The following is a 23,933-nucleotide window of genomic DNA, read 5'->3' as shown; positions in this document are numbered from 1 at the left end:
GCTCCAGGGGTGGTTGCGTACACCCCGGCCGACCGGGTGGCGTGCGAGCGCCGCCGGCCGGCCGGGCCGGGGGATCAGTACGAGGCCGACTCGATCTGGTTCCGGAAGTTCGTCATCTGCGGGTTGACCTCACCGGGGTCGTACCAGCCGGACGTGCCGGTCCTGTTCGTCCCGAAGTAGACGTACCAGCGCAGCGAGTCCCGGTTCTTGGCCGAGGCGGAGTTGTTTCCGACCCGCTGGCTGGAGTTACCGATGAAGTAGTTGTCGTTGAGGTTGAGATCCGACCAGTACATGTCCCAGATGCCGTTCACGTAGTTCGGGTTGTACCAGAGGCAGAACTCCCCCGTCTCACACACTCCGTTGCGCTCCGTGGCGCTCGCGGGGGCCGCCAGACCGGCAATGGACATTCCCGTCACTGCCGCGGTGGCAAAGAACTTGGCCAGCTTCATTTTCTCCCCTTCTCGATCGATGCCGAAACACGTACTCCAACCGAATCTCCGCATTGTGAAGTCGGCTGAGCCGTACCTTCACAGAGATTGCCACCACTGTTCACAGGCAGCTACCTTGTTCGAGCTCCGTCAAAACAGGCACCTCACGTGAAGGAGTACCGTGCTCCGCATTCACTTCTCCGGCCCCGATCTCGGCCGGATCCGCCTGCCCGCCGAGCCCGATCCCCTGTGGGAGACAGCGGCCTCACTCCACCGCCTGCAGACGAGGCGCGGCCGGGGGACCTATGCCGCCTGGCTGCGCTTCGTCTGCGAAAAGCTGAGCGATCCCGCACTGGCGCGCACCGTGCGGCATTTGCTGCTGCCACTGTTCCCTCGCGCCGCCTACTTTCCCGACTTCCTCACCCCCTCCGCCGCAAGCGAGGGTCTTGCCACCGGCCTCGACGCCATCCGTGCCACCCCGGCCGCCCGGGTGACAGCCGAACTCGACCAACTGGCCGCGGTGGTGACCAAGACTCCGCGCGGGCTGTCCCGGCTCGCCGCACCGGAACACAGGAACGAGCTGACGGCAGGGCTGAGGGCGTACCACGACGCGCTCATCGCGCCGTACGAGGAGGCGATTCACACCCGCATAGAGGCGGAGCGCGTCTTCCGCACCCGTTCCCTACTGGGAAAGGGCATCGAGGACATGCTCGCCGACCTGGGGCCGGCGCCGGGCTTTCGCTGGTGCAGTCCCGTCCTCGAGGCGGACCATCCCACGGTCGACATGGACCTGCACCTGGGCGGCAGGGGACTGCGGTTGGTGCCCTCGTACTTCTGCTGGGGCTCAGCCGTCGTGCTGGCCGACCCCGAGTTGCCGCCCGTGCTCGTCTATCCCCTGCACCACGAGCGGCTCGCCGCGGCGGCGGACATCGCCGACGGCGACGCGGTCCCGCTGACCACGCTGCTGGGCCGCACTCGCGCGCTCGTACTGCGGGCTTCCGCGACGGGAGCCACCGGAAATGAACTGGCCCGCGCGCTCGGCATATCCCCCGGCACCGTCACCTTCCACACCAAGGCTCTGCGCGACTCGCGGCTGATCGCCAGCGTGCGCTACGCGACCACCGTGCTCCACACCCTCACACCGCTGGGCTCGGCCCTGCTCACCGCCAACTCGACGCGGACCAGGACCAGCGGCAGCCTTCGCCGGCCCCGAGGGCCTGCCGCACACGTGGCGCTCGATCGTGAGTGATCACGTACCGTGCCACATGATGATCTGACGGGTGGCCGGTGAACCCGGCCGAAGCGACCGTTGCGTCGGGGCGGACACCGAGCCGGGCCGGCCGTCGGCGTGGCCCCGGCGGCGGCTGACGGACGGCATACGGTGGCGACGCGAATGGGTGGCCGCGTGGCGCGACGCACCACAGCGGGTCGTGTCCCGGCGCACGGGGAGCATTTCGTGCCCGGGCGCGGCCCGGACCCCCGCCACGCGTCGCTCGGGCCGCGGGCCGTACAGAGCGTCCGGCGAATCACGACCGAGGGGGGTGACGGCGTGTGATGATCGCCGCGTGACCGTCATATCTGTGAGACATGCGCTGATCCTGGCGGCGGTGGCCGCCCTGACCACCGGGTGCGGGCTCCCGGCAGAACTGGACCGCGAGGTCGACCCCGAACGGACCGCAGCGCAGACGCAGCCCCGGTCTTCGGCCGAGGACCGGTCGGGCACCGGTCCGTCGGCCGGTGCGCAGCCGCCCACGCGAGGTGCCGCCGGCCTGCCGCCGTCCGAGGACGGGCAGGGCTGCCCGGGCGCAGGTGTGCGGGTGTCGGCCGGCGTGGTGACCGCCGCCATGGGGCTGCGTGCCATGACCGTGACCCTCACCAACTGCGGTGAGCGCGACCAGCGGCTGAACGGCTATCCCGATGTACGGGTGCGGGACGTGGACCGCAAGCGCATGAACGTCACTGTGCTCAAGGGGTCGGGACCGATCACCACGCTCGACGACCCGGGACCGCACCCCGTGGCCCTGCGGGCCGGAGAGTCGGCGTACAGCGTGTTCGTCTGGCGCTACTCGGCCGTCGACCCGGCGACACAGCGCGGGAGCGGCGTGTACGTGGAGATCGCGCCGGCCGCCGGGGGCGACCGGCAGACGGTGGAACCGGAGGGCGGACTCGATGTCGGCGGCACGGGACTGCTCGGCACGACGGCGTGGCAGAAGGTCGTCGACTAGGCCGTGTGCGGGAACTGGCGCCGTCCGCCCGCAGGGCGGGGCTCGCGGCGTCCGGTGCCTGCAGTCGCAAGGCGGAGGATCATCCTCGCACCGGACTTACGCGGATGACTGGGACAACGCGGCGTCGGGGCACCTCGCGTGCCCGAAGAGCTGCGGGGGGAGTGCGTGCCAGGCGTCGCGGGCCGGGCGGGAGTTCTCCGACACGGCCCAGCGCCGACGGGCGCGGGCCGGTGAGCGGTTGCCGGCGCTCCCACGGCAGCCGCACACGCCGATCTCCCTCAATGCTCGGCCGGTTCCCGGCGGTCAGCGGACGGTCCGGTTCCCGGGGCCGACTCCGTCCTGGGCCAACTCCAGCTCGCCCACGCGTTGATCCCCGCTCGTCTCACCCGTCGGCCGGAAGCCGAGCCCCAGGTAGAAGCCCTCCGGTCCGCTTTCGCCGGGGTGCCAGGTCGTGGTCAACCGGATGCCGCCACGGCGGCGGATCTCGGCGGCCACCGACTCGACCGCGAAGCGGCCGTATCCCCGGCCCTGCTCTCCGGCGGCGATGTTGAGGCGCCAGAGGCCGGAACGGACGTCCGTGCCCGTGCCGTCGCCGGCGAAGTCGATGCCGAAGAAGGCCATGAGGAAGCCGACGGGCCGGTCACCGTCAAGGATGAGGCGGGGCCAGGCCACGCCGGGGTGCACGTACGCCTCGGCGAGGGACTTCACCACCGGCGCGACCAGATGCTCCTGGTCCGGACGGACCTTCAGGCCGATCGCGGCGTCGAGATTGCCGGGGGTGATCTTCTCCAGGCGGGGCGTCGTCGTCATGCGGGAACCATAGAACGGTGGATCAAGCGATTCACGGCTGGTCCATCCGCACCGTCAGATGGGCGCGGTGCCGGCTGTGTGCGACGAGGCGGGCGTTGGCCTCGTCCGAGCCCCTGACCCAGCGCTCGGCGTACGGGCGCTCCTTGCCGAAGCGGACGTGGCGGTCGATGAGACGGGGCACGCGCCGAGCGTCGTCGAGGTCCAGGTACCACGCCTCGTCGAGGAGGGCGCGGATCCGCGCCCAGGGCCCCTCGTCGTGCAGGAGGTAGTTGCCCTCGGTGACGACCAGCGGGAGGTCCGGCGCGACGGGGATGCTGCCGGCCACGGGCTGCTCCAGGCCGCGGTCGAAGGCGGGCGCGTACACGGTCGTGCCCGCCTCGGGGGCGCGCAGCCGGGCGAGCAGTGCGGCGTATCCGGCGGCGTCGAAGGTGTCGGGCGCGCCCTTGCGCCGAGCCCGTCCGAGCCGCTCCAGTTCGGCCTGGGCGAGGTGGAACCCGTCCATGGGTACGAGCACGGCGAGCCCGCCCAGCCGCGCCACGAGCTCCTCGGCGAGCGTCGACTTCCCGGCTCCGGGCGGCCCGGCGATACCGAGGACCCGGCGGGCACCGGGGCGGGCGAGGTGCCGGGCGCGGTCGGTGAGCTGCTCGATCGACGGGTCCATGCCAGGCATTGTGCCCGGAGCCGCGCGCGACAGCGGTCGACGAGACGGTCGATACTGGGCCCCCCGCACCGAGGAGAACAGATGCCGGCCCAGTTGCCCCGTATCGCCCTGATCACGCTGGTCGTCCGCGACTACGACGAGGCCATCGCCTTCTACCGGGACGCTCTCGGCTTCACGCTGGTCGAGGACACGGACCGCGGCGACGGCTCGCGCTGGGTCGTCGTCCGCCCCGGCAACGGCAGCGGGAGCGATGGCGGCGGTGCCGGCGGCAGCGGTACCGATCTTCTCCTCGCCCGCGCCAAGGACGACGAGCAGCTGGCGAGTGTGGGCGCACAGACCGGCGGCCGGGTCGGCTTCTTCCTCCACACCGACGACTTCGCCCGCGACCACGCACGGATGACGGCGGCCGGGGTGCGCTTCCTGGAGGCGCCTCGCCACGAGCCGTACGGCACGGTCGTCGTCTTCGAGGACCTGTACGGCAACCGCTGGGACCTGCTGCAGCCGACGACGTCCGCGTAGCGTACGACCCCATGACCGACCCCGCGCCGGACCCGACCGACCCGCTTCGCCTGCTCCGGGAGCACCCACGCCTCGCCCAACTCGCGGCGTTCCCCTTCGACTTCGACCTCCGGCGGGCCGAGCACGGGGAAGCCGTGCGGCTCGCCTCGGGCGCATCGCCGGAGCCGATGGCCGGCGACGACTCGGGCGGCACGTACTTCCTGTGCGGCGGCCCCGACCGATCGGACCGACCGAACGGACCGGACCGAACGGACGGACCTGTGCTGTACGCCTCGTCCGAAGGGCAGGCCGGGCTGATCGGCGCCACGGTGACCGAGGCGCTGGAGATCCTGATCGGGCTGCCCGGCTGGTACGACTACGTCGCCCTCGCGCCGGACGCGGGCGAGGAGCGCATCCTCGCGGCGGTCGCCGAACAGGAGGACGGCATCCGGGAGTCGTACGCACCCGATCTGGACGCGCAGCGCATCGAGCTGCGGACCGCCCTCGGCCTCCCGGAGCGCTCCCCCGTCGAACTGCTCGGCATGCTGCACGCCGCGCTGCTGCGCACCGAGCCGGAGCATGTGCTCCTCAACGCCGACGAAGGGCTGGCATACGCACTGCTCGACCCCCATCCGCGTACCCCGCTCCGGGACATCGTCCTCGCCCCAGGCCGCGCGGATCTGGCCGCGATGCGGGCGGCGGGCGACCGCGGCACCTGGGACGACGTGGCCGCGGATGCAGTGCGGCGGGCGACGGTCCTGCGGGCAGCCCAGTTCGACCGAAGGGACGCCGATCTCCCGGTCCTGCGGTACTTGCTGGAGCGCGAGGCCGCTGACACGGGTCACAGCGACGAGCTGCGCCTCGCGGCAGTGCTGGTGGGCCGCCACGGTCCGGCCGAGGACGCCGCGCTGCTGCGCGGGGGACCGCTGTGGCTGCCGGAGGAGCCGGAGGCCCGCGCCGCCCGGGCGAGGGAGCTCGACGCGGAGCGTTACGGCCAGGATCCGTCCGCCGCAGCGGAGTTGACGTGGGTGACGCTGGCCCGCCGCCAGGGCCGTACCGAACTCGCCCGGGTCGGCCTCATCCGGTTGCTGGACGACACCGGCCCCGACGCGCAGCTCCTGAGTGGGATCGCCCAGGAGCTGGCGCTGCTCGGCGACTTCACCCAGGCCGCGCGTGCGCAGTACAACGTCGTGTCACTGCAGGACACTGCATGGCATCGCGCGTCGGCCGGGCTGGTTCTGGCCGCGTACGAGCGCAGCGCGGCCGGTCTGACCGGGGCCCTGCGTGCGCTGGAGCGGGTCGTCGCCGCCCTGGAGCCCGCCCCGGCGAGCGCCTCCGACCAGAACCCCGACCAGCTCCAGCTGGACCTCGGCCTCGAACCGCCCGCCGCCCGGGAACGGGACGCGGTGCCGGACTGGCGGCGGCGACGCCGGTTCGGCGGACGGGTCACGGAGGAGTACCTCCTCCTCGCCCTCTCCGCCGCCGAAGCCGCTGCCGAGCCGGGCTCCGACGCCACCTCCGCAGCCTCCGGTGACGGCGCAGGCTCCGACGCCGCGAGCGTCGCCCGCGAGGCCATGTCCCACGGCAGGACGCTGCTCAGGGAGATCGCCGAGCCGTCCCGCAAGGCTCTTGGGCCGCTGGCGCAGAAGGCGAAGTGGGCGGTGGCGCGCCTGCCGCGTTAGACGTCGGGCGGCTTCTCCCACGAGTCGCGGGGTCCTGCCATCGCAGCAGGACCAGTTCCGCGCGAACGCGGGCGGTCCTGCTGGGCTTGTCGGGGCGAGCCGACGAGCAGCCTGCATCGCCCCGCGAGCCGGCGCCGGCGTTCGGCTCGGATCTCGGCTGGTCTCCCGACCTCAGGCAGGCGTACTTCGACGGTAGGACCGCGCTCGAGCACGAGGCCGCCGCCCTCGCCTCCCTTGCCCGTACCGACCCACGACGTCATCTCGCCGAGCTGGTCGCCGTGCACCGCAGGCTGACGATCCGATCAGCCCGCTACTGGTGGGCACGGACCTACCTGATCATGGAACCGCTGCGTCCGCCGTTCGACGAGGGGGTCACGCTCGCACGCCGACTGGCCGAGCTGGACAAGGACCACGGCTCCGCCATGCCGGCCAGAGCCCTGACCGACCGGTCGACGCTGCGCGTCGCGGGCCAGTGCTACGCCGAGGCACTCGCCGATTTCCAGGAGGCCGCCGACCTGCTGAGGTGAAGAATGGCCGAGGCCGGCGACGCACACTGCGTCGCCGGCCTCGGCACGGCACCGGCAGACAGCCGGACCGGAGCGGGCCGCAGCCTCAGTCCTCGCCCGGCGCCAGCCGCAGCGAGATCGAGTTGATGCAGTACCGCTGGTCCGTCGGCGTCCCGAACCCCTCGCCCTCGAAGACATGCCCCAGGTGCGAGCCGCACGTCGAGCACCGCACCTCGGTGCGGACCATGCCGTGGGAGCGGTCCTCGATCAGCTCGACCGCGTCCGTGTCCTTCGGGTCGTAGAAGGACGGCCAGCCACAGTGGGAATCGAACTTGGTGTCGGAGGTGAAGAGCTCGGCGCTGCAGGCGCGGCAGGAGTAGACACCCTTGGTCTTGGTGTCCGTGTACTCACCGCGGAAGGCGGGCTCGGTGCCGGCCTGGCGCAGGACCTGGTACTCCGCCGGTGTCAGCTCCGCGCGCCACTGCTCGTCCGGCTTGTCGACGTTGTACGCCATTGCTCGCTCTCCCTCGCTCCGAATCACTCTGGGTCACGGCGCCAGGCGGGTCAGGATCTCCGGTCCGAGTTCCGTGACGTCGCCCGCGCCCATGGTGAGAACGAGATCGCCGGGCGCTGCCATTCCCGCGATGACGTCGGGGACGGTCGCCTTGTCGTGGACGGCGGTGACCCGGGCCCCCGCCGCGGTGGCCGCATCGGTGATGAGGGCGCTGGTGACGCCCGGGATCGGGTCCTCGCGGGCGGGGTAGATGTCGAGGACCACGGAGGCGTCGGCGAGGGCGAGGGCCTGGCCCATCTCGGTGCCGAGCTCCTGGGTGCGGGAGAAGAGGTGGGGCTGGAAGACGACGAGCAGCCGGCGCGAGGATCCGGCGGCCGCGCGCATGGCCTCCAGGTCGGCGGTCATCTCGGTGGGGTGGTGCGCGTACGAGTCGATGACCTGGACGCCCTTCGCCTCGCCCTTAAGCTGGAGGCGTCGGCCGACGCCGGTGTACGCGGTGAGGGCACGGGCGAGGTCGGCGGGGTCGATGCCCGTGCGGACGCCGGCGGCGAGGGCGGCCGCGGCGTTGTGGGCGTAGTGGCGGCCGGGGACGGAGACGGTGAAGGTGAGCTCGCCGTGGTCCGGGAGGGTGACGGTGACCTCACTGGTCATGCCGTTCGGGGTGATCGCGAGGATCCGGACGTCGGAGTCCGCGGACTCGCCGACGCACACGACGGTCAGGTCCTCGCGGCCCGAGACGCGCGACGCGAGTTCGCGGGCGCCCGCGTGCTCGCCGACGACCAGGGTGCCGCCTGCCGGGATCTTGGCGACGAAGGCCTCGAACGACTCGTAGATCTCGTCCATCGAGGCGTAGTTGGCGTGGTGGTCGAGCTCGACGTTGAGAACGATCGCGACGTCCGGGTCGTACTTCTGGAAGCTGCGGTCGCTCTCGTCGGCCTCGGCGACGAAGAGCTCGCCCTCGCCGTGGCGGGCGTTCGTCCCCGGTCCCGCGAGATCGCCGCCGATCGCGTACGAGGGGTCGAGGCCCAGTTCACTCAGGGCGACGGCGAGCATCGACGTCGTCGTGGTCTTGCCGTGGGTGCCGGCGACGGCGATCGTCCGCGCGGTCCTCATCAGCGCCGCGAGTGCGTCGGAGCGGTGCACGACCGGCACGCCCAGCTCGGCGGCCCGGGCCAGCTCGGGGTTGTCGGCGCGGATCGCGCTGGAGACGACGACACAGGAGGCGTCGTCCGCGAGGTGATCGGCGGAGTGTCCGATGTGAACGGTCACACCGAGCGCCCGCAGCGCCTCCGCGGTGGCGGACTCCTTGGCGTCACTGCCCGCGACCTTGGCGCCCCGCTGGGCGAGGATCTTTGCGATCCCGGACATTCCGGCGCCGCCGATGCCGATGAAGTGCGGCCGTTCCATGGCGTGGGGGATGCCGGATGCCATGCGTGTGTCTCCCAGGGTGCGAGGTGTGCAGCGTGCGGTGTGCGGGTGCACTGTGCGGTGTGGCGTCGTGCGGTGTGGCGTCGTGCGAGGCACCCAGCCTAGTTCCTTGCCCACGGTCCAGCGGCCCCAGAGGTGTGCGGAGAGACAGGCGGCCCGCACGCACTGCGGGCGCGGGCGGCGAGGGCAGTGGCCAGGGCTCACGGCAGGTGCGGCAGCCCGAAGACGGCGCCGCAGTCGCCCCGGGCCGGGCGGACGGCTGCCGCCCAGGCCCGCGCCGAACAGGAGGCGACACCCATACACCGTGATCTTGCCCAGGTGCCGGGCACGGGGCGCGGCGGCTTGTCGCCGACCGCACTCCGGCACCTCGTCGAGACGGCTCCTGGCCCGGTGCCGCCGGTGTCCCGGCGTCGGCGCACTGTGTCGGCGGTGGGGGGAACGGAGACGTCGACGACGACAGCGTGACGCGTCAGCTCCGAGTCAGGGCAGTGAGGCGGGCGCCGCGCCTACTCGCTGTGCGCGAAGAGCTTGAGCACCGGTACGCCGACCTTGTGCCGCGCCCGGGAGGCCCAGTCCCGGTGGAAGAACTCCTCGACATAGTGGGGAGCGGTGAGCACGATCACCTCGTCGGCGCCGGACTCCTCGACGACGGACTTCATCTTGTTGAGCGGATGGTCCTCGACGACCTGGCCGACGGATTCGCAGCCGGCCGCCCGCAGCGCGGTCAGCGAGTGCTCCAGGGCGAGCTCCGCGGGCTTCCTGGCCTCCTCGCCCTCGGGCACGTCGCCCTCGCGGACTGCTTCCTTCAGCTCGCCCATGGCGACGTCGTCGATGGCGCGCAGCAGGAGATCCGCCTGGTCGCCGCGCGGCTGCATGAGCACGATGAACGAGATGGACTCGTCACCGTGCAGGGTCGTGACGAATTCCACGTCCGTGGACGTGAGGGGCTTCTCGATCATCAGAACGCTTGTGAACACGTCAGGAGCCCTTCTGCGGAAACCATCCTTCCCCGTGCACGCACGGGGCCTGAGAGTAATAGTGCCCGCCCCGAGATAACCGGAACGACAAATTCCGCGGACCCTCAGGTCCGACGGTAGCGGGTGAACAGGAACCCGGCCTCCTCCAGCAGCGATGCCAGCACGAAGCGCTCAGGGACCTCCCGCGACGGGCCCCCCGCGATCCGCTGCGCGTCCCCCGCGGTCAGGGTGGGCGACACGGTCAGGCACAGCTCGTCCAGCACCCCGGCCGCGATGAACTGGCCGAGCATCCTCGGCCCGCCCTCGGTGAGCAGCCGCCGCAGGCCCCGGTCCGCCAGAGCCCGTACGGCTCGGGCCGGATCGACGCCCCGACCGTCGCCCGCGATCACCACCTCGGCCCCAGCCTTCCCGGCCGCGGCCAGGCGGTCCGGGGAGGCCGCGGCGCCGGTCAGGACCAGGGTCGGCACGAGCGGGGAGGTGAAGAGCGGAAGGGTGAAGTCCAGGTCGAGGCTCGCGCTGACCACGGCGATCGCCGGGGCGGGGCCCTGCCCGGCGGCCGCCCGGCGCGCCGCGAAGGCGTCCCGGGCGCGGGCCGGGCGGTAACCCTCCTGGCGCACCGTCTCCGCACCGACGACCACCACGTCGGCCAGCGCCCGCAGGGTGCCGAAGATCTGCATGTCCATGTCGGAGGAGAGCGGCTGCGAGCGGCCCTCGTGCTGGGCGGCCCCGTCGAGCGAGGAGACCATGTTGGCGCGCAGCCACACCCCGTCCTCCGCGGGATACGCGTAGGCGTCGGCCAGCTCGTCGAGCCCCCACTCCCGATCGCGGGTGTCGGTTGTCGGGTCGGTCACAGGGAACAGGCGTCGCATACCGTGCAGTCTGGCACGGCCCGTAGAGTTGGGGACTGTGTCGACCAGTCCCATGACCGAAGCGGTCCCGCTGTCCCTGTGCGCCCGTGAGCCCCACGTCCCCGCCGACCGTCTGGTCGCCGAGATGGTGCCGCCGCCGCGCTTCGACTCCGTCCGCTTCGACACGTACGTCCCCGACCCGAAGCAGCCCAGCCAGACCGAGGCGGTCACCGTGCTGAGCGCCTTCGCCACGGGCCTGGGCGGTGCGCACGCGACCGGGAGCGGCAGGCGCCGCTGGTTCGCGAAGAAGCCCGCGGCTCCGACCGCGCCGCGCGGGGTCTATCTGGACGGCGGCTACGGCGTCGGCAAGACCCATCTGCTGGCCTCGCTCTGGCACGCGACGCCCGCCGAGCCGGCTCTCAAGGCGTTCGGCACCTTCGTGGAGCTGACGAATCTGGTCGGCGCCCTCGGCTTCCAGCAGACGGTGAAGACGCTGAGCGGACACCGGCTGCTGTGCATCGACGAGTTCGAACTGGACGACCCGGGCGACACCGTTCTCGTGTCGACGCTGCTCGGCAAGCTCGTCGACGCGGGCGTGGCGCTGGCGGCCACCTCCAACACGCTGCCCGGGAAGCTCGGCGAGGGCCGGTTCGCGGCCGCCGACTTCCTCCGCGAGATCCAGGGCCTGTCGGCGCACTTCCGGCCCCTGCGCATCGACGGCGAGGACTACCGCCACCGCGGGCTGCCCGAGGCCCCGCCGCCGTACGCGGACGAGCAGGTCACGAAGGCCGCGTACGCCACCGACGGCGCGTCGCTCGACGAGTTCCCCAGGCTCCTGGAGCACCTCGCGCGCGTCCACCCGAGCCGCTACGGGGCGCTCACCGACGGGCTGCGCGCCGTGTGCCTCACCGACGTGCAACCGGTGCCCGACCAGTCGACTGCGCTGCGGCTCGTCGTGCTCGCCGACCGGCTCTACGACCGGGAGGTCCCGGTGCTCGCATCGGGGCTCCCCTTCGATCGGCTGTTCAGTGACGAGATGTTGAAGGGCGGGTACCGGAAGAAGTACTTCCGCGCCATCTCTCGGCTGACCGCCCTCGCCCGGGACGCGAAGGGCCTCGTGGACCAGTAGGTTGGGGCCGGTTGGAACCGATTCATTGTGTTCGTTGAGAAGGGATCCATCATGGCCACCACGCGTACGGCGCACACCGTCTGGGAAGGCGAGCTGCTCAAGGGCTCGGGCGTCGTCACCTTCGACTCCTCGGGCATCCCGAGCCAGCCCGTCTCCTGGCCGTCGCGCGCCGAGCAGGCGAACGGCAAGACCAGCCCCGAGGAACTGATCGCGGGCGCCCACTCCAGCTGCTTCTCGATGGCGCTCTCGCACGGCCTCACCGGCGCGGGCACCCCGCCCACCCGGCTGGAGACCAAGGCCGATGTCACCTTCCAGCCCGGCGAAGGCATCACCGGCATCCACCTGACCGTCGAGGGCCAGGTTCCCGGCCTCGACCAGGAGGCCTTCCAGGCTGCCGCCGAGGACGCCAAGAAGAACTGCCCGGTCAGCCAGGCGCTGACGGGTACGACGATCACCCTGACCGCCAAGCTGGCATAACGCAGGGGCCCTGTCGGGCAGAGTGGCCCGCATGCGTGCTGCGGTAGGCGTCGTGCGTGATGCGATGCGCGTCGTGCGTGACGCGTGACGCGATACACCTCATGCGTCATGCGTCATGCGTGCGTCAGCAGTACGCGTGTTGCTCGCATGCGGGTCACATCCCTGCTCCCGCCCGGCCGATGGAACGTCAGATCCCGTCCTTCAGCATCACCGCTCGCGGGCGTACCCGTTCCGGCAGAGGATCGAGGCATCGGTCCGGTACGGGAAGGGGCGCGCGGTGACGACAAGCGGGACGACGAGCTGGTCGACTTCGGAGAACGGCCGGAACCCCGGCCCGCTCCGTGACCTGCTCCGCGTGCCACCGGGCGAAAGCGTCGACCTGGCGTCGTACGACGCCCGGGCCACACCCGGCGGTCCCGAGGGCAAGGCCGCGGGCCTCGCCGCGACGGCCACCATGGGCCGACACCTCGCCGGATCCGCGGTACCCGACAGGGGACTTCGACGTGGCTGAGTGCAGGAAAGGGCTCCTGGAAGCGCCCTGAGCCGTGACGGCGGGACGTGGGCGGCGGCCCCGGGCATCCGCCGATGCCCGGGGCCGCCGACTCGCGCACACTGGCGCCACCTTGCGGTCGCCTCGTTCGCTCGTGGTCGCCTCGTGGTGACCGATGTCAGCCGATCTGCGCTCCGACCGCCTCCAGCGCGGTCGTCACCGGCTGGAAGAAGGTCTCGCCGCCCGATGTGCAGTCGCCGCTGCCGCCCGAGGTGAGACCGACCGCGGCCCCGTCCCGGGTGAACAGGGCGCCGCCGCTGTCACCGGGCTCCGCGCAGACATCGGTCTGGATGAGGCCGGTGACCGTCCCCTCCGGGTAGTTCACGGTGGCGTTGAGGCCGGTGACCTGGCCGTCCCGCAGACCGGTGGTGCTGCCCATCCGGAAGACCTCCTGGCCGACGGCCGCGTCGGCCGCCTGCTGGATCTCCAGGAGCTGTCCGCCGCCCACGTCGACGGCGCTCGGGGCCTCGGTGCCCGGGTCGTCGTACGTGACGAGCGCGAAGTCGCCCTCCCCGGGGAAGACGGCCTCCTGGACCGTGCCGACGGGCGCGCCGCCGGCTTCCTCCGACCACTGCTCGGCCGCGACGCCGCAGTGTCCCGCGGTGAGGAAGCCGGGCTGCCCGTCCTGCGTCGTGACGTTGAAGCCGAGCGAGCAGCGCGAGCCGCCGCCGAAGACGGCGTCGCCGCCCTCGAGGAACGGCTTGAACTCACCCGCGGACTTCTGGATGCGGGCCACACCGTCGCCGAGCGCCTCGACCGCCGACTCGAGTCTGTCCCACCGCCCGCCGGTGACCGTGCGGTCCGCCGTGACCACGACCTGGTTCGTCCGCGGGTCGACGGCCCACGCCGTGCCGGGTACGGCGGCCCGGCGCGACAGCGAGTCGGTGGCGGACTTCAGCGCGGTCGAGCTGTTCTGCACGCTCCTGGCCACCGCGCCGGCCCGGCGGACCTGGGCGTCCGCCTCGCTGTCGTCGCCGACGACGTTGACGACGAGCTGCTGCGCCGCGGCGTCGTAGTACGCGCCGCCGTAGGAGTCGCCGAGCTGTTTGCCAAGCCGCTGGAGGAGCGCCGAGGCGGACGCGGCGCTCATCTTTCCGGGAGAGCCCGGCCGGTCGTCCTCCGACCCGGACTGCGAGGCGTTGGCATTCGGCAGCAGTATGGCCGCTGCGGCGATGCCCACCGCCCCGGCTCCCGCGAGTATGGCCTTCCGCTTGGGTATTCGCCTGTGACTCAACTCTTCGCCTCCTGCGGGGGGTACGGACTCCGGTCGTCGAGGGGGACGACCGGGGGACGCGTCCGGCCCTTCATACGGATGGCGGCAGTCGTTCTGTTCATCGCCGCGGCAGGGAAATCTTCTTGACGGCATGTCAGGGCGAGGCGTTCAGGACATCAGCGAATGATCGTATACTTTCCGCAAGTGACCAATTTTGCACGTCAGTGGACGGCGGCCGTGGCGCTCGTCGTCGCGCTCGCCGGATGCGGAGGAACAGGCGGGGGCGGGACCGTCGGGGCCGATGGGACCGCGGGGGCCACACCACCGGTCCCCTCCCCCAGCCCCTCCGCCAGAACTTCCCCGTCAGCGACGCAGCAGCCCGTCGCCGTGACGCAGCCGCCCACCATGGCGCCCGGAGCCGCGGGCCTGACCCCGGTGTTCAAGCGGGCACGGCAGTCCGACGACGCCCCCGACGGCACGGCCGCCGGAACGTCCGACCGGACATCCGACCGGACGTCCGACCGGACGTCCGCCGGATCAGCGGCCGGGGAGAAGATCGTCGCGCTCACCTTCGATGCCGTCATGACGGTGGATCAGGGACCGATGGCCGCGCGCGGCGAGCGGTTCGACAACCCGGCGCTCATCGCCACGCTGCGCCGGCTGAAGGTCCCCTCCACCGTCTTCATGACCGGCCGCTGGGCGGAGGAGTATCCCGGCCAGGCCCGGTCCATCGGCAACGACCCGCTCTTCGAGAGCGCCAACCACTCCTACAGTCACCACGCCTTCGCGTCCCCGTGCTACGGCCTGCCGGAGGTCGACCGGAACCAGATGGCCACGGAGGTCGAGCGGGCGTTCGAGGTGTTCCGTACGGCCGGGGTGAGCAATGTCGTGCCGTACTTCCGCTTCCCCGGCGGCTGTTACGACGACGACGCCCTGCGGGCCCTCGCGCCCACGAAGGTCACCGCCGTGCAGTGGGACGTCATCAGCGGCGATGCCTTCGCCAAGGACCCGGCCGCGGTGGCCGACCAGGTCCTGGCAGGCGTCAGGCCAGGCTCCCTGGTCGTCATGCACTGCACGCGCAGCGCGGCGCCGGTCACCGAGCGGGCGGTCGAACGCATCGTGCCGGTGCTACGGAAGCGCGGCTACCGCTTCGTGAAGGTCTCGGAACTGATGGCGGCGGGGCGCGAACAGTAGGGCAGCGCACGCACGCCACCGTCCGGGCGGCCCGTCCTCGATCGCCGGACGGGCCCCAGAGGGTCCGGCCCGCCCGCCGACGTCCCCGCAACGAGGGCTGGGGATGCCGGGGAGCAGGCCCGCCGCAGGCGTCAGCCGGAGCAGGCCGTGCGCTCGGCCTCGCGCCATTCGCAGACCGGGCACAGGGTGGCGCCCTTGACCGACTCGGGGTACTCGGTCGGGTCTCCGCACAGCACACAGTCCGCGAACGGCCCTTCTGCCTGTTCCGGTGTGGCGGACGGCGCGCTGACCGAGGGCTCGCAGTACGGAGAGAGGTCGCTCATACGTACGAGTCTAGTCACCGTCGTCCCGAGTCACCGTCGCCGCTCGTCGCTGTCGCCCCTGGTCACCATCGCCGCTCGTCGCTGTCGCCCCTGGTCACCATCGCCGCTGGTCGCCGTCGCCCTCGGTCGCCGTCGTCGCGTCGAGGGCTCAGCAGACACACCAGCGCGGCCACCCCGCCCGCGACCACCAGCACCGGCGGCACCACCGCGTGGTGCACGGTGCCCGTGCGGGAGCCGGTGACGAGGGCGGTCACGGCGGCCTCCGCCGGGGAGCCGGCGGCGACCAGGACCAGCAGCGAGGCCAGGGCGGTGGCGGCGATCGACCAGCCGCGGCCGGGCAGCAGCGGCCGGATGCACAGGGCGCCCGCCGAGGCACCCGTCAGGACGCAGACCACCGCGGCCGGCAGCCCCGCAACGGTCGCGGGCAGCAGGGCCACCTGCACCTGGTTGTCGCCGCTCATCGGCTCGCTGACCACCGCCACGACGCCGGTACCGACGCAGCCGAGGGCCGCGGCCCAACCGGTGGCCGTTGCCGGCGCGGCCAGGTGGACGCGTGGCTTGCCGGGTGGCCGTCGCGACGCCCCGTGCCGCGGCGGGCTCCTGGTTCACGCACACCCGGACCGCCCACGCGGCGACGGGCACCAGCGCGGCGGGGGCGTACCCGAGCAAGTCCAGGACGGGCCGCCCGGACCGGACCCCGGCGGCCAGGAACGGGCAGGTCGAGGCCGACCCCGCGCAGCACCCACGGCCCGGCCGGTCCGCAACGGCGGCCGGCGACCCGCAGTCTCAACTGGCGGCGGCCTTCTGAGGGGTGGCCTCGCTGGGCCTGACGATGACGAAGCCCTCGCCCTGGAGCATCAGCTGGACCGCCTCGCCCGAGCCGCCGCGGAGCATCGAACCGATGGACTGCGACCGGTGCAGCGAGGTGTTCAGCTGCGCGCTCCAGCCGACGACCGCATCGGTGTCGACATACACCGGCTGCTGCGCCGACACGGGTATCACTATGGGGCTGCCCTCGCAGATGACGCCGAGCTTGCCGTATCCGCTGAAGAGGCTGTTGAAGAGGCCGCCACCGGTCATTCCGGCGCCCTTCACGGTCCTGATCTCGTACGACAGCGTGGAGTCGAAGCACAGCACGTTGCGGCCGTTGATGGTGAGCGCGTCGCCCTGCTCGATGTCGACGATGAAGCAGTTCGCGGCCTCGTGCGCGAACCATGCCTCGCCCTGGCCGCGTACGGCCATCAGCGGCAGGCCCTCGCCCGTGACGGCGCGCTTGAGCATGCCGCCTATGCCCTGGCCCTTGCGTTCGAACTGCAGATTGCCGCGGAAGGCGATCATCGAGCCCTGCCGCGCGAGCATCTCCCCGTTGACCGCGTACTTGATCGATTTGGCGTTCTGCAGGCTCATGCCGGGTACGGAGGCCTGCTGCGCCATGTTCTCGGTGGCAAAAAGATCGCTCTTCATGCGGGGCATCGTCGCCCGGAGGATTTCGTTCCGCCAACATCCTCCAGGATGAGCTTTTGGCAGACTGTCCGGGTGAGCAGCCATGACAGCCGTCCCGACAGCCCTTTCCGACAGGAGCGCAGCACGCGCGACGAGGCCCCTCAGTTCGTTCTCCCGCTCGTCGTGCGGATCGAAAGGACCGCTCCCCCGTCCCGTACCGACGCGCTGGAGACCGCGGCGCGCGCGGTGCTCGTGATGCTCTCCGACGAGCGCTCGCTCGGGGACGGGCCGTGGGCGCAGGCCGTGCGGGACTGGCAGGACGCCCGGATCCGCAAGGTGGTGCGACGGGCGCGCGGCGCGGAGTGGCGCAAGGCGTCGGCGCTCGACGGCATCACGGTGACGGGCGGGTCCGCGGAGGTGCGGGTGTTCCCGCCGGTGCCGCTCGACGGCTGGCCGAAGGACCTGGCGAAGCTGCAGGTGTCGGGGACGGAGCTGGAGGACGCCGATGAGCCGGCCGGTGACATCGGCCCCGGCCGGGCCGTGATCTGGCTCAATCCCGACCTCCGCATGTCGACGGGCAAGGAGATGGCGCAGGTCGGGCACGGCGCGCAGCTGCTGTGGTGGGCCATGGACGACGCCGAGCGCAAGGCGTGGCACGAGGCCGGGTTCCCGCTGGCCGTGCGGACGGCGCGGGCCGACCGCTGGGCCGAACTCGTCGGGAGCGGCCTGCCGACGGTCCGCGACGCGGGCTTCACGGAGATCGCACCGGGCTCGGTCACGGTCGTCGCCGACCACCCCGTACGCGACTGAACCGCTCGCGGGCCGGTTCGCGGGCGCCGGGACGATCGCCCACGAACCCGGACACCGCCGACCGGACCGAGGCCGGGTTCCGTACGCCACTGAACGGAACCCGGCCCCGTTGCGTACCTTCCGGTACTGCCAAGTAGGTTGAACCGCCGGTTCGGTTGCCGGTTGATTCTGCGGTACGCACAACGGCTCGGGAGGAACACTTGTTGCGGCGCATCAACGGGACAGCACTCATCATCGCGGCCCTGGTCGTCACAGTGGGCGCGCTCGCGTTCCCCGTCTGGTCGTACGCCGACCGCTCGGGGACCGGGCAGGCCAACCTCAACGCGTCGAGCGTGGCGACGCAGTGGGGCCCCCTGTCGGCGACCGACCGCGACTTCCTGGTCAAGGTGCGGCTGGCCGGACTCTGGGAGCTGCCCGCGGGCCAGCAGGCCATCGAGCGTGCCCCCAGCCAGGCCATCAAGGACACGGGTGACCACCTGGTCGTGGGACACACGGACCTCGACCAGCGGTCCCGCGATGTGGCGGCGAAGCTCGGCGTCGAGCTGCCGAACCAGCCGACCGAGCAACAGCAGGGCTGGCTGCGCGAGTTGTCGGCGGCCAGTGGACGCGAGTACGAGTACAAGTTCGCGAACCTGCTGCGCATGGCACACGGCAAGGTCTTCGCGCTGGTCGCGCAGGTCCGGCACACGACGCGGAACACACTGATACGCCAGCTGGCGAGCGACGCCAACCAGACCGTGCTGGACCACATCACCATGCTGGAGAGCACGGGCATGGTGGACTTCGACGCGATCGCCAACGACGCGGCCGGTCTGGCGACGGCCAGTCCGACGGGCCCGCCGCCCCCGAACGGCAACCTGCCGCCGGCACCGTCCCCGGCCGGTCCGACCGGCAGCGACCAGTCGTTCACCTCGCGGCCTTCCACACAGCCCGGGCCGCCCACGGCGGTCAACACGAACCGGCCCGCGCCCGGATCGTCCCAGTGACCCGGATTCCGCAGGAACCTCAAATCAACCTCTGAACGTCCCCTCCTCTGGATTCGGCAGGGTCCGGCGGGGCCATGACCCCTGCACATGCAGAGGAGGGGGACTCATGAAGAAGCTCGACAGGCTCGGTACGGGCATCGGCTGGCGCCCGGAGATCGCCGACAGCGTGGAACGGCTGCCAGGCCTCGACTGGGTCGAGGTCGTGGCGGAGAACGTGTGCCCCGGGCACCTGCCGGACTCCCTCGTACGGCTGAGGGAGCGCGGCGTCACGGTCGTCCCGCACGGAGTCTCCCTGGGCCTCGGCGGCGCCGAGCGCCCCGACCCGGCCCGGCTGACGGACCTCGCCGAGCGGGCGGAAGCGCTCGGCGCCCCGCTGGTCACCGAGCACATCGCCTTCGTCCGCGCGGGCGGCCCGCTCACCGCGTCCCCGCGCCTGGAGGCAGGCCATCTGCTGCCGGTCCCGCGCACCCGGGACGCCCTGGACGTCCTCTGCGAGAACGTCCGCATCGCCCAGGACTCGCTGCCGGTGCCGCTCGCCCTGGAGAACATCGCCGCGCTGATCTCCTGGCCCGAAGAGGAACTGACGGAGGGTCAGTTCCTGGCCGAGCTCGTCGGACGCACCGGCGTGCGTCTCCTCATCGACGTCGCCAACCTGCACACCAACCACGTCAACCGCGGCGAGGACCCGGTGGCCGCGCTCGACGAGCTGCCGGTCGAGGCCATCGCGTACGTCCACGTCGCGGGCGGTGTCGAACGCGACGGCGTCTGGCACGACACCCACGCCCACCCGGTGACCCGCCCGGTCCTGGACATCCTGGCGGAGTTGCGCTCCCGCACGGACCCGCCCGGCGTGCTGCTGGAGCGGGACGACGACTTCCCGCCGCCGGGGGAACTCGAGGCGGAGCTGGAGACGATCCGCGAGACCGTGGCCGCCCCGTCGTCCGCGCGGACAGGGCCGTCGGCAGCCACGCCGGACGCCGCGGCGGTGCGCGGCGGCAAGGTGTCCGTACCCGCGTCCGCGGGTGTGGACGCGGGCACGGGCACAGGCACGGGTGTCGACGCGGACACAGGCACGGACGCAGGCACGGGTGTGGACGTGGACGCGGACACAGGCACGGACGCAGGCACGGGTGTGGACGTGGACGCGGACACAGGCACGGGCACAGGCACGGGTGTGGACGCGGACGCGGACACAGGCACGGGCACAGGCACGGGCACGGGCACGGGCACAGGCACGGGTGTCGACGCGGGCACACATGTGGACGCGGACGCCCACTCCCGTGAACGCGAGCGCCTCGGGCTCGCGCAGGCCGCCCTGTTGTCCGCACTCGTCGCCGGGACGCCCGCGCCGGAGGGCTTCGACTCGCGACGGCTTCGGGTGCAGAGCCGGGCGCTCGCCGCCAAGCGGGCCGATGTCGTCGCGAAGGTGGCCCCCGAGCTGCCGGAGATTCTCGGGGTCGGCTATCGGGCCGCGTTCCTGGCGTACGCCAGGGCCCTGCCCATGCGGGACGGTTACCGCAGGGACGCCCTGGACTTCGCCGAGCACCTGCTGATGGCCGGGGGGCCGGACGACCCGGGCGCGCGCCGGCAGCTCACGCACTGGTGGCAGGACCGGGCCGGGGCCCGGCCGCCGCGTCGTTCGACCCGTCTCGTGCGGGCGGCCCGCGCCGCCCTCGTCAGGAGGTGACCCAGATGCTCTTCAACGTGCTCGCCTTGCTGGTGACGATCGCCGTGGCCGTCTCCTCGACGCAGCTGATCCGAGGCCTGTCCGCCACCCGCCCCCGCGGCCCCGGAGGTCCTGTGCACGACCTCATGGAGGTCGCGTTCCTCAACGGCGGGCCCGCCAGGGTCGTCGACACCGCGCTCGCCGCCATGGCATCGGACGGGCGACTCGCCGTCGGTGGCCCCGGCATCGTCGCCGTGGTGCGACCGCTGGCCAACGACCCGGTCGAGCGTGCCGTGCTCCAGGAGGCGGCCACCGCGCCGCACGGGGCCCTGCACACGGTGCGGCTCGCCGTGATGCGCAACCCCGCCGTTCAGGAGATCGGCGACGGGCTCGCCACGCGCGGCCTGATGATCGAGCCCCACGGCCTCGCCAAGTGGCGCCGCTGGGGCCTGACGCAGACGATCTGCTCCTTCGTGCTGCTCCCGTTCTCGATCGTTCTGACGTTCGTCCAGTACGCGACGCACGACGGGTTGGCCGAGGGGTTCTCCGACGTGCCCGTGCCCTTCGTCGTGAAGGTGCTGCCCGCCTTCTTCGCGGGCCTGATCATCGGGCTCACGTGCGCGGCGAGGGCGAACCGAAAGGTCACCGACGCGGGCAGGCGCGCCGCCGCCGAGTACGCCATGGCACATGTGTACGCCGCCGACGCGGGCCACCGCGTGGCACTGGGCGGGCTGCGCGCGCTGCCCGACCCGGTGCTCCAGGCCCAGCTGGTGGCGGCAGCCCGGCTCGTACGGACCGGTCGGGCACGGCCCGCCGGTGGCCACGGGTCCGACGACGTCTTCGTGCCGGCCGTCGTGTGGTGCGCATCCTCGGACGGTTCCGGCGGCTCCGGCGGGGGTGGCTGCGGCGGCGCGGGCGGCAGCACGTGCGGCGGTAGCGGGGGCTGCAGCAGTGGCTGCGGCGGAGGCTCCTCCGGCGGAGGCGGGGGTTCCTCGTGCGGGAGCAGCTCGGGCGGAGGGTCCAGCTGCGGCGGAGGCGGGGGCTCCAGCTGCGGCGGAGGGAGCAGTTCCAGCTGACTTCCCTGAACCGCTCACGGGATCGGCACCGAGCCCAGTGCGTGCGGGCCGCACGCAGGAGGCACGATGCGTTCCCACACCTTTCCCATCCCACCCAGCGCGCTGGGACGCCCTGGACTTCGCCGACAGCAACTGCTGATCGCCGGGCGGCCGGAGGACCGGTCACGCGACGGCGGCTCACGCACTGGTGGCAGGACCGGGCCGGGACCCGGCCGCCTCGTCGCTCGACCCGTCTCTTACGGGCGGCACGCGCCGCCCTCGTCAGGAGGTGCCCGATGCTGTTGAACATCATCGCCGTGCTGGTGACGCTCGCCGTGGCCGTCTCCTCGGTGCTGCTGATCCGGGGTCTCGCGGCCACCCGCCGCCGCGGCCCCGGCGGCCCCGTGCACGACGTCAGGGAAGTGGCGTTCCTGAAAGGGGGGCCCGCCCGTGTCGTCGACTCCGCGGTCGCCGCGATGGCCGTGGACGGGCGGCTCGCGGTCGGCTTCCCCGGCCTCGTCTCCGTCGTGCGGCCGGAATCGGGCGACCCGGTCGAGCGCGCCGTGATCGAGGCGTCGGCTGCCGCGCCGAACGGGGCGCTGAACACACTTCGGCGCGACGCGATGCGCAACCCAGCCGTGCAGGAGATCGGCAACCGGCTCGCGGCGCGCGGGCTGATGGTCGAGCCCCGGTCCCTGCGTACCTGGCGCATCTGGGCGTCCACGCAGTGGGTCTGCTCGTTCGTGCTGCTCCCGGCCTCGATGGGCCTGACCGCCGTGCAGTACATCGGGCGCGACGGGTACGCCAACCTCCCCCTGCCGTTCGTGGTGAAGGTCCTGCCCGCCTGCCTCGTGGGCCTCGCCGTCGGGGCCGTCTGCCGGAGCAGGGCGAAAGCAAAAGTCACGAAGGCGGGCAGGCGTGCCGCCGCCGAGTACACCAGGGCCCACGCCCGCTCGAGTGACGCTGGGCAGCTCGTGGCACTACGCGGCGTGCGCGCGGTGCCCGACCCGATACTCCGGGACCGCTTGGTGGCGGGCGCCGGGATGGTATGGGCCACGCGGCCGGCGGCGGCGGACGGATCGTCCACCGATGTCCTGCCCGTCGTGTGGTGCGCTGCGTCCATCGCCGGCGCCGACGGCTCCGGTGGCGGGGGCTGCGGGGGCGCGGACGGCGGCAGCGGTGGCTACGGCTGCGGTGGCAGCTCCGGCGGTGGATCCAGCTGCGGCGGAGGCGGGGGCTCCAGCTGCGGCGGAGGGAGCAGTTCCAGCTGACTTCCCTGAACCGCTCACGGGATCAGCACCGGGCCCGGTAGCGTGCGGGCCGCCCGCAGGAGGCACGATGCGTTCCCACACCGTCCTCACCCCGCGCACCATGAGCACCGGCCTGGTCGTCGTCGCCCTGACGGCGACCATCGCCGCCCTCGTGTTCCCCCTCCGGTCGTACGCGGACCGCTCGGGAACCGGGACCGCAGACCTCGAGGCCGGTTCCGTACCCGTCCGTGCGCCCGTCCGTCCCTCCCCCGGTCCCTCCGTCCGTCCCTTCCCGGTCCCTCCGTCCGTCCGGATCCTGACATTCCGATGGCGCCCGGACGGTGATCTCGCGTAGAACTCCGCCATGTTCTGGGTTCCTCTCCTGCTCACGGCCTGGGCCGCCGCCGGCATCAGCTGCGTCCGGCTCTGTCTCGCCGCCACCGGCGCGGCCCGCGAAGAAGCCGCCGGCGACGCCCTTCACCAGCAGCGCCACGACCGCGACCATGACCGCGGCGACGACGACAGCGACCACGAGCTGAGCCTCTACGAGGCCGCGTTCCTGGCCGGCGGCCCGCATCGCGTGGCCGAGCTGACGCTGGTCTCCATGCACCGCGCACGGCGGCTGCTGCTCGCGCACACCGGGTGGGCCACCGTCGTCGACCCGGAGGGCACGGACGACCTGGAGCGCTCGGTGATCCGTGCGATCGGCCCGGACGGCCGGTCCCGTACCGCCGCGATACGGCACGCGACGGCCGCCGCCGGCGCCGTACACGCCCTGGCCGACCGGCTCGTGACCGCCGGCCTCGCCGTACCCGACGCGGCGAGGGCGGTCCTGGCGAGTGCCGTAAGGGCCGTGTGGGCCGCGACCGCGCTCACCCTCGCGCTCGCGGCCGCCGCGCTGCTGATGCTTCCTCAGGAGCAGAGCCCGCCCGGGCATGTCGCCGCCTGGTTCGCGCTCCCCCTGGTGCTGACCCTGGGCTGCCTCGGCATCGCCCGTGTCGAGATCCACCCGTACACCCGCTGGGCGTCCCCGGCCGGGCAGCGGCTGCTGCGCGCACTCCCGACCCGGCCCGCCGGCGGCGGGGAGCGCGCCGTGCTGACCGCCGTGGCCGTCCGCGGAATCCGGGCACTCGACGATCCGGCGCTGCGGGCGGCTCTCGCCGACCGCCGGTTCACGCATGGGGGTCATTGACGCCGACACCGAACAGCGGTGCTTTACAAGCCGCGGCGCTCTGGTGATCTTCGACCCACGGCCGTGGG

At 72.4% G+C, this 23,933-nt stretch carries 28 protein-coding genes; 17 read left to right on the top strand and 11 right to left on the bottom strand.

The annotated features are described in order from the left end of the window. Positions 1-74 precede the first annotated feature (74 nt). Positions 75-449, bottom strand: coding sequence for a peptidase inhibitor family I36 protein (locus tag ABT078_RS00320; RefSeq protein WP_351222185.1), 375 nt, complete (start codon positions 447-449; stop codon positions 75-77). A 160-nt stretch (positions 450-609) separates the two neighbouring features. On the opposite strand from ABT078_RS00320, the gene ABT078_RS00315 reads away from it, so the two are divergent. Both ABT078_RS00315 and ABT078_RS00310 read left to right on the top strand, forming a co-directional pair. Further along, entirely contained in the window at positions 610-1,677 is a 1,068-nt protein-coding gene (locus tag ABT078_RS00315; RefSeq protein ID WP_351222183.1) for a winged helix-turn-helix transcriptional regulator, read from the top strand. Positions 1,678-1,993: 316 nt separating this feature from the next. Then, the gene (locus ABT078_RS00310) at positions 1,994-2,653 is read left to right on the top strand and encodes a DUF4232 domain-containing protein (RefSeq protein WP_351222181.1); all 660 of its coding nucleotides are present in this window, start codon (positions 1,994-1,996) and stop codon (positions 2,651-2,653) included. 303 nt (positions 2,654-2,956) lie between these two features. On the opposite strand, the gene ABT078_RS00305 is transcribed toward ABT078_RS00310, so the two are convergent. Beyond that, positions 2,957-3,463 (bottom strand): N-acetyltransferase, encoded by a 507-nt coding sequence (locus ABT078_RS00305; protein WP_351222179.1) that lies wholly within the window; start codon positions 3,461-3,463, stop codon positions 2,957-2,959. Between the two features lie 31 nt (positions 3,464-3,494). Then, on the bottom strand, positions 3,495-4,124 hold the full coding sequence (locus ABT078_RS00300) for a nucleoside/nucleotide kinase family protein (RefSeq protein ID WP_351222177.1): 630 nt from the start codon (positions 4,122-4,124) through the stop codon (positions 3,495-3,497). Positions 4,125-4,217: 93 nt separating this feature from the next. Between ABT078_RS00300 and ABT078_RS00295 the strand changes: the two genes are divergently transcribed. From ABT078_RS00295 to ABT078_RS00285, 3 genes are all read left to right on the top strand, one after another. Further along, the gene (locus ABT078_RS00295) at positions 4,218-4,643 is read left to right on the top strand and encodes a VOC family protein (protein ID WP_351222877.1); all 426 of its coding nucleotides are present in this window, start codon (positions 4,218-4,220) and stop codon (positions 4,641-4,643) included. An 11-nt stretch (positions 4,644-4,654) separates the two neighbouring features. Beyond that, on the top strand, positions 4,655-6,304 hold the full coding sequence (locus ABT078_RS00290) for a hypothetical protein (protein ID WP_351222175.1): 1,650 nt from the start codon (positions 4,655-4,657) through the stop codon (positions 6,302-6,304). 86 nt (positions 6,305-6,390) lie between these two features. Next, entirely contained in the window at positions 6,391-6,831 is a 441-nt protein-coding gene (locus ABT078_RS00285; RefSeq protein WP_351222173.1) for a hypothetical protein, read from the top strand. Positions 6,832-6,916: 85 nt separating this feature from the next. Here the strand turns inward: ABT078_RS00285 and msrB are convergent, their stop codons facing one another. From msrB to ABT078_RS00265, 4 genes are all read right to left on the bottom strand, one after another. Next, entirely contained in the window at positions 6,917-7,324 is a 408-nt protein-coding gene (gene msrB, locus ABT078_RS00280) for a peptide-methionine (R)-S-oxide reductase MsrB (protein WP_351222171.1), read from the bottom strand. 33 nt (positions 7,325-7,357) lie between these two features. Beyond that, a complete protein-coding gene (murC, locus tag ABT078_RS00275; RefSeq protein ID WP_351222170.1) occupies positions 7,358-8,755 on the bottom strand; it encodes a UDP-N-acetylmuramate--L-alanine ligase in 1,398 nt (465 codons plus the stop codon). Positions 8,756-9,258: 503 nt separating this feature from the next. Further along, complete coding sequence (locus ABT078_RS00270) at positions 9,259-9,729, bottom strand: indole-3-glycerol phosphate synthase (RefSeq protein ID WP_351222168.1); 471 nt, start codon at positions 9,727-9,729, stop codon at positions 9,259-9,261. 104 nt (positions 9,730-9,833) lie between these two features. Beyond that, positions 9,834-10,598 (bottom strand): pyrimidine reductase family protein, encoded by a 765-nt coding sequence (locus ABT078_RS00265; protein WP_351222166.1) that lies wholly within the window; start codon positions 10,596-10,598, stop codon positions 9,834-9,836. Positions 10,599-10,650: 52 nt separating this feature from the next. On the opposite strand from ABT078_RS00265, the gene zapE reads away from it, so the two are divergent. From zapE to ABT078_RS00250, 3 genes are all read left to right on the top strand, one after another. Beyond that, on the top strand, positions 10,651-11,706 hold the full coding sequence (gene zapE, locus ABT078_RS00260) for a cell division protein ZapE (RefSeq protein ID WP_351222164.1): 1,056 nt from the start codon (positions 10,651-10,653) through the stop codon (positions 11,704-11,706). Positions 11,707-11,757: 51 nt separating this feature from the next. Next, positions 11,758-12,183, top strand: a complete 426-nt coding sequence (locus tag ABT078_RS00255) for an OsmC family protein (protein WP_351222162.1) — start codon at positions 11,758-11,760, stop codon at positions 12,181-12,183. 277 nt (positions 12,184-12,460) lie between these two features. Then, a complete protein-coding gene (locus ABT078_RS00250) occupies positions 12,461-12,694 on the top strand; it encodes a hypothetical protein (protein WP_502981113.1) in 234 nt (77 codons plus the stop codon). A 157-nt stretch (positions 12,695-12,851) separates the two neighbouring features. On the opposite strand, the gene ABT078_RS00245 is transcribed toward ABT078_RS00250, so the two are convergent. Next, positions 12,852-13,967: a S1 family peptidase gene (locus ABT078_RS00245; protein WP_351222160.1), complete on the bottom strand. Its 1,116-nt coding sequence runs from the start codon at positions 13,965-13,967 to the stop codon at positions 12,852-12,854. Positions 13,968-14,129: 162 nt separating this feature from the next. Between ABT078_RS00245 and ABT078_RS00240 the strand changes: the two genes are divergently transcribed. After that, entirely contained in the window at positions 14,130-15,140 is a 1,011-nt protein-coding gene (locus ABT078_RS00240; protein ID WP_351222158.1) for a polysaccharide deacetylase family protein, read from the top strand. Positions 15,141-15,271: 131 nt separating this feature from the next. Here ABT078_RS00240 and ABT078_RS00235 read toward each other — a convergent pair whose 3' ends face one another. Next, on the bottom strand, positions 15,272-15,463 hold the full coding sequence (locus ABT078_RS00235) for a hypothetical protein (RefSeq protein WP_351222156.1): 192 nt from the start codon (positions 15,461-15,463) through the stop codon (positions 15,272-15,274). 62 nt (positions 15,464-15,525) lie between these two features. After that, the gene (locus tag ABT078_RS00230; RefSeq protein WP_351222154.1) at positions 15,526-15,945 is read right to left on the bottom strand and encodes a hypothetical protein; all 420 of its coding nucleotides are present in this window, start codon (positions 15,943-15,945) and stop codon (positions 15,526-15,528) included. Positions 15,946-16,016: 71 nt separating this feature from the next. On the opposite strand from ABT078_RS00230, the gene ABT078_RS00225 reads away from it, so the two are divergent. Further along, positions 16,017-16,271 carry a hypothetical protein gene (locus tag ABT078_RS00225; protein WP_351222152.1) on the top strand — a complete coding sequence of 85 codons (255 nt, stop codon included), beginning with the start codon at positions 16,017-16,019 and terminating at the stop codon, positions 16,269-16,271. Here the strand turns inward: ABT078_RS00225 and ABT078_RS00220 are convergent. Next, positions 16,250-16,927, bottom strand: a complete 678-nt coding sequence (locus ABT078_RS00220) for an AIM24 family protein (protein WP_351222150.1) — start codon at positions 16,925-16,927, stop codon at positions 16,250-16,252. The two genes, ABT078_RS00225 and ABT078_RS00220, sit on opposite strands and share 22 nt — an antisense overlap. 72 nt (positions 16,928-16,999) lie before the next feature. Between ABT078_RS00220 and ABT078_RS00215 the strand changes: the two genes are divergently transcribed. The 7 genes from ABT078_RS00215 (at position 17,000) to ABT078_RS00185 (ending at position 23,865) form a co-directional block, all read left to right on the top strand. After that, positions 17,000-17,716, top strand: coding sequence for a peptidyl-tRNA hydrolase (locus ABT078_RS00215; RefSeq protein ID WP_502981112.1), 717 nt, complete (start codon positions 17,000-17,002; stop codon positions 17,714-17,716). A gap of 203 nt (positions 17,717-17,919) precedes the next feature. Continuing rightward, positions 17,920-18,702 carry a DUF4142 domain-containing protein gene (locus ABT078_RS00210; RefSeq protein ID WP_351222146.1) on the top strand — a complete coding sequence of 261 codons (783 nt, stop codon included), beginning with the start codon at positions 17,920-17,922 and terminating at the stop codon, positions 18,700-18,702. 106 nt (positions 18,703-18,808) lie between these two features. Further along, positions 18,809-20,389 carry an MbnB/TglH/ChrH family RiPP precursor modification enzyme gene (locus ABT078_RS00205; protein ID WP_351222144.1) on the top strand — a complete coding sequence of 527 codons (1,581 nt, stop codon included), beginning with the start codon at positions 18,809-18,811 and terminating at the stop codon, positions 20,387-20,389. 5 nt (positions 20,390-20,394) lie between these two features. Then, positions 20,395-21,444 (top strand): TIGR04222 domain-containing membrane protein, encoded by a 1,050-nt coding sequence (locus ABT078_RS00200; RefSeq protein ID WP_351222142.1) that lies wholly within the window; start codon positions 20,395-20,397, stop codon positions 21,442-21,444. A 275-nt stretch (positions 21,445-21,719) separates the two neighbouring features. After that, positions 21,720-22,694, top strand: coding sequence for a TIGR04222 domain-containing membrane protein (locus ABT078_RS00195; RefSeq protein ID WP_351222140.1), 975 nt, complete (start codon positions 21,720-21,722; stop codon positions 22,692-22,694). A gap of 67 nt (positions 22,695-22,761) precedes the next feature. Further along, positions 22,762-23,028 carry a hypothetical protein gene (locus tag ABT078_RS00190; RefSeq protein WP_351222138.1) on the top strand — a complete coding sequence of 89 codons (267 nt, stop codon included), beginning with the start codon at positions 22,762-22,764 and terminating at the stop codon, positions 23,026-23,028. Positions 23,029-23,037: 9 nt separating this feature from the next. Next, entirely contained in the window at positions 23,038-23,865 is an 828-nt protein-coding gene (locus ABT078_RS00185) for a TIGR04222 domain-containing membrane protein (RefSeq protein ID WP_351222136.1), read from the top strand. Positions 23,866-23,933: the final 68 nt, after the last annotated feature.

The sequence above is a fragment of the Streptomyces sp. NPDC002133 genome, assembly GCF_040296405.1.
Classification (GTDB): Bacteria; Actinomycetota; Actinomycetes; order Streptomycetales; family Streptomycetaceae; genus Streptomyces.
This window is presented reverse-complemented; position numbering and strand designations above follow the sequence as displayed.

Excerpts from the sequence above, each read along its gene's own strand:
- ABT078_RS00320 (WP_351222185.1), bottom strand. The coding sequence starts at position 449 with ATGAAGCTGGCCAAGTTCTTTGCCACCGCGGCAGTGACGGGAATGTCC.
- ABT078_RS00305 (WP_351222179.1), bottom strand. The coding sequence starts at position 3,463 with ATGACGACGACGCCCCGCCTGGAGAAGATCACCCCCGGCAATCTCGAC.
- ABT078_RS00300 (WP_351222177.1), bottom strand. The coding sequence starts at position 4,124 with ATGGACCCGTCGATCGAGCAGCTCACCGACCGCGCCCGGCACCTCGCC.
- ABT078_RS00290 (WP_351222175.1), top strand. The coding sequence starts at position 4,655 with ATGACCGACCCCGCGCCGGACCCGACCGACCCGCTTCGCCTGCTCCGG.
- msrB (WP_351222171.1), bottom strand. The coding sequence starts at position 7,324 with ATGGCGTACAACGTCGACAAGCCGGACGAGCAGTGGCGCGCGGAGCTG.
- murC (WP_351222170.1), bottom strand. The coding sequence starts at position 8,755 with ATGGCATCCGGCATCCCCCACGCCATGGAACGGCCGCACTTCATCGGC.
- ABT078_RS00265 (WP_351222166.1), bottom strand. The coding sequence starts at position 10,598 with ATGCGACGCCTGTTCCCTGTGACCGACCCGACAACCGACACCCGCGAT.
- zapE (WP_351222164.1), top strand. The coding sequence starts at position 10,651 with ATGACCGAAGCGGTCCCGCTGTCCCTGTGCGCCCGTGAGCCCCACGTC.
- ABT078_RS00255 (WP_351222162.1), top strand. The coding sequence starts at position 11,758 with ATGGCCACCACGCGTACGGCGCACACCGTCTGGGAAGGCGAGCTGCTC.
- ABT078_RS00240 (WP_351222158.1), top strand. The coding sequence starts at position 14,130 with ATGATCGTATACTTTCCGCAAGTGACCAATTTTGCACGTCAGTGGACG.
- ABT078_RS00235 (WP_351222156.1), bottom strand. The coding sequence starts at position 15,463 with ATGAGCGACCTCTCTCCGTACTGCGAGCCCTCGGTCAGCGCGCCGTCC.
- ABT078_RS00220 (WP_351222150.1), bottom strand. The coding sequence starts at position 16,927 with ATGAAGAGCGATCTTTTTGCCACCGAGAACATGGCGCAGCAGGCCTCC.
- ABT078_RS00205 (WP_351222144.1), top strand. The coding sequence starts at position 18,809 with ATGAAGAAGCTCGACAGGCTCGGTACGGGCATCGGCTGGCGCCCGGAG.
- ABT078_RS00200 (WP_351222142.1), top strand. The coding sequence starts at position 20,395 with ATGCTCTTCAACGTGCTCGCCTTGCTGGTGACGATCGCCGTGGCCGTC.
- ABT078_RS00195 (WP_351222140.1), top strand. The coding sequence starts at position 21,720 with ATGCTGTTGAACATCATCGCCGTGCTGGTGACGCTCGCCGTGGCCGTC.
- ABT078_RS00190 (WP_351222138.1), top strand. The coding sequence starts at position 22,762 with ATGCGTTCCCACACCGTCCTCACCCCGCGCACCATGAGCACCGGCCTG.
- ABT078_RS00185 (WP_351222136.1), top strand. The coding sequence starts at position 23,038 with ATGTTCTGGGTTCCTCTCCTGCTCACGGCCTGGGCCGCCGCCGGCATC.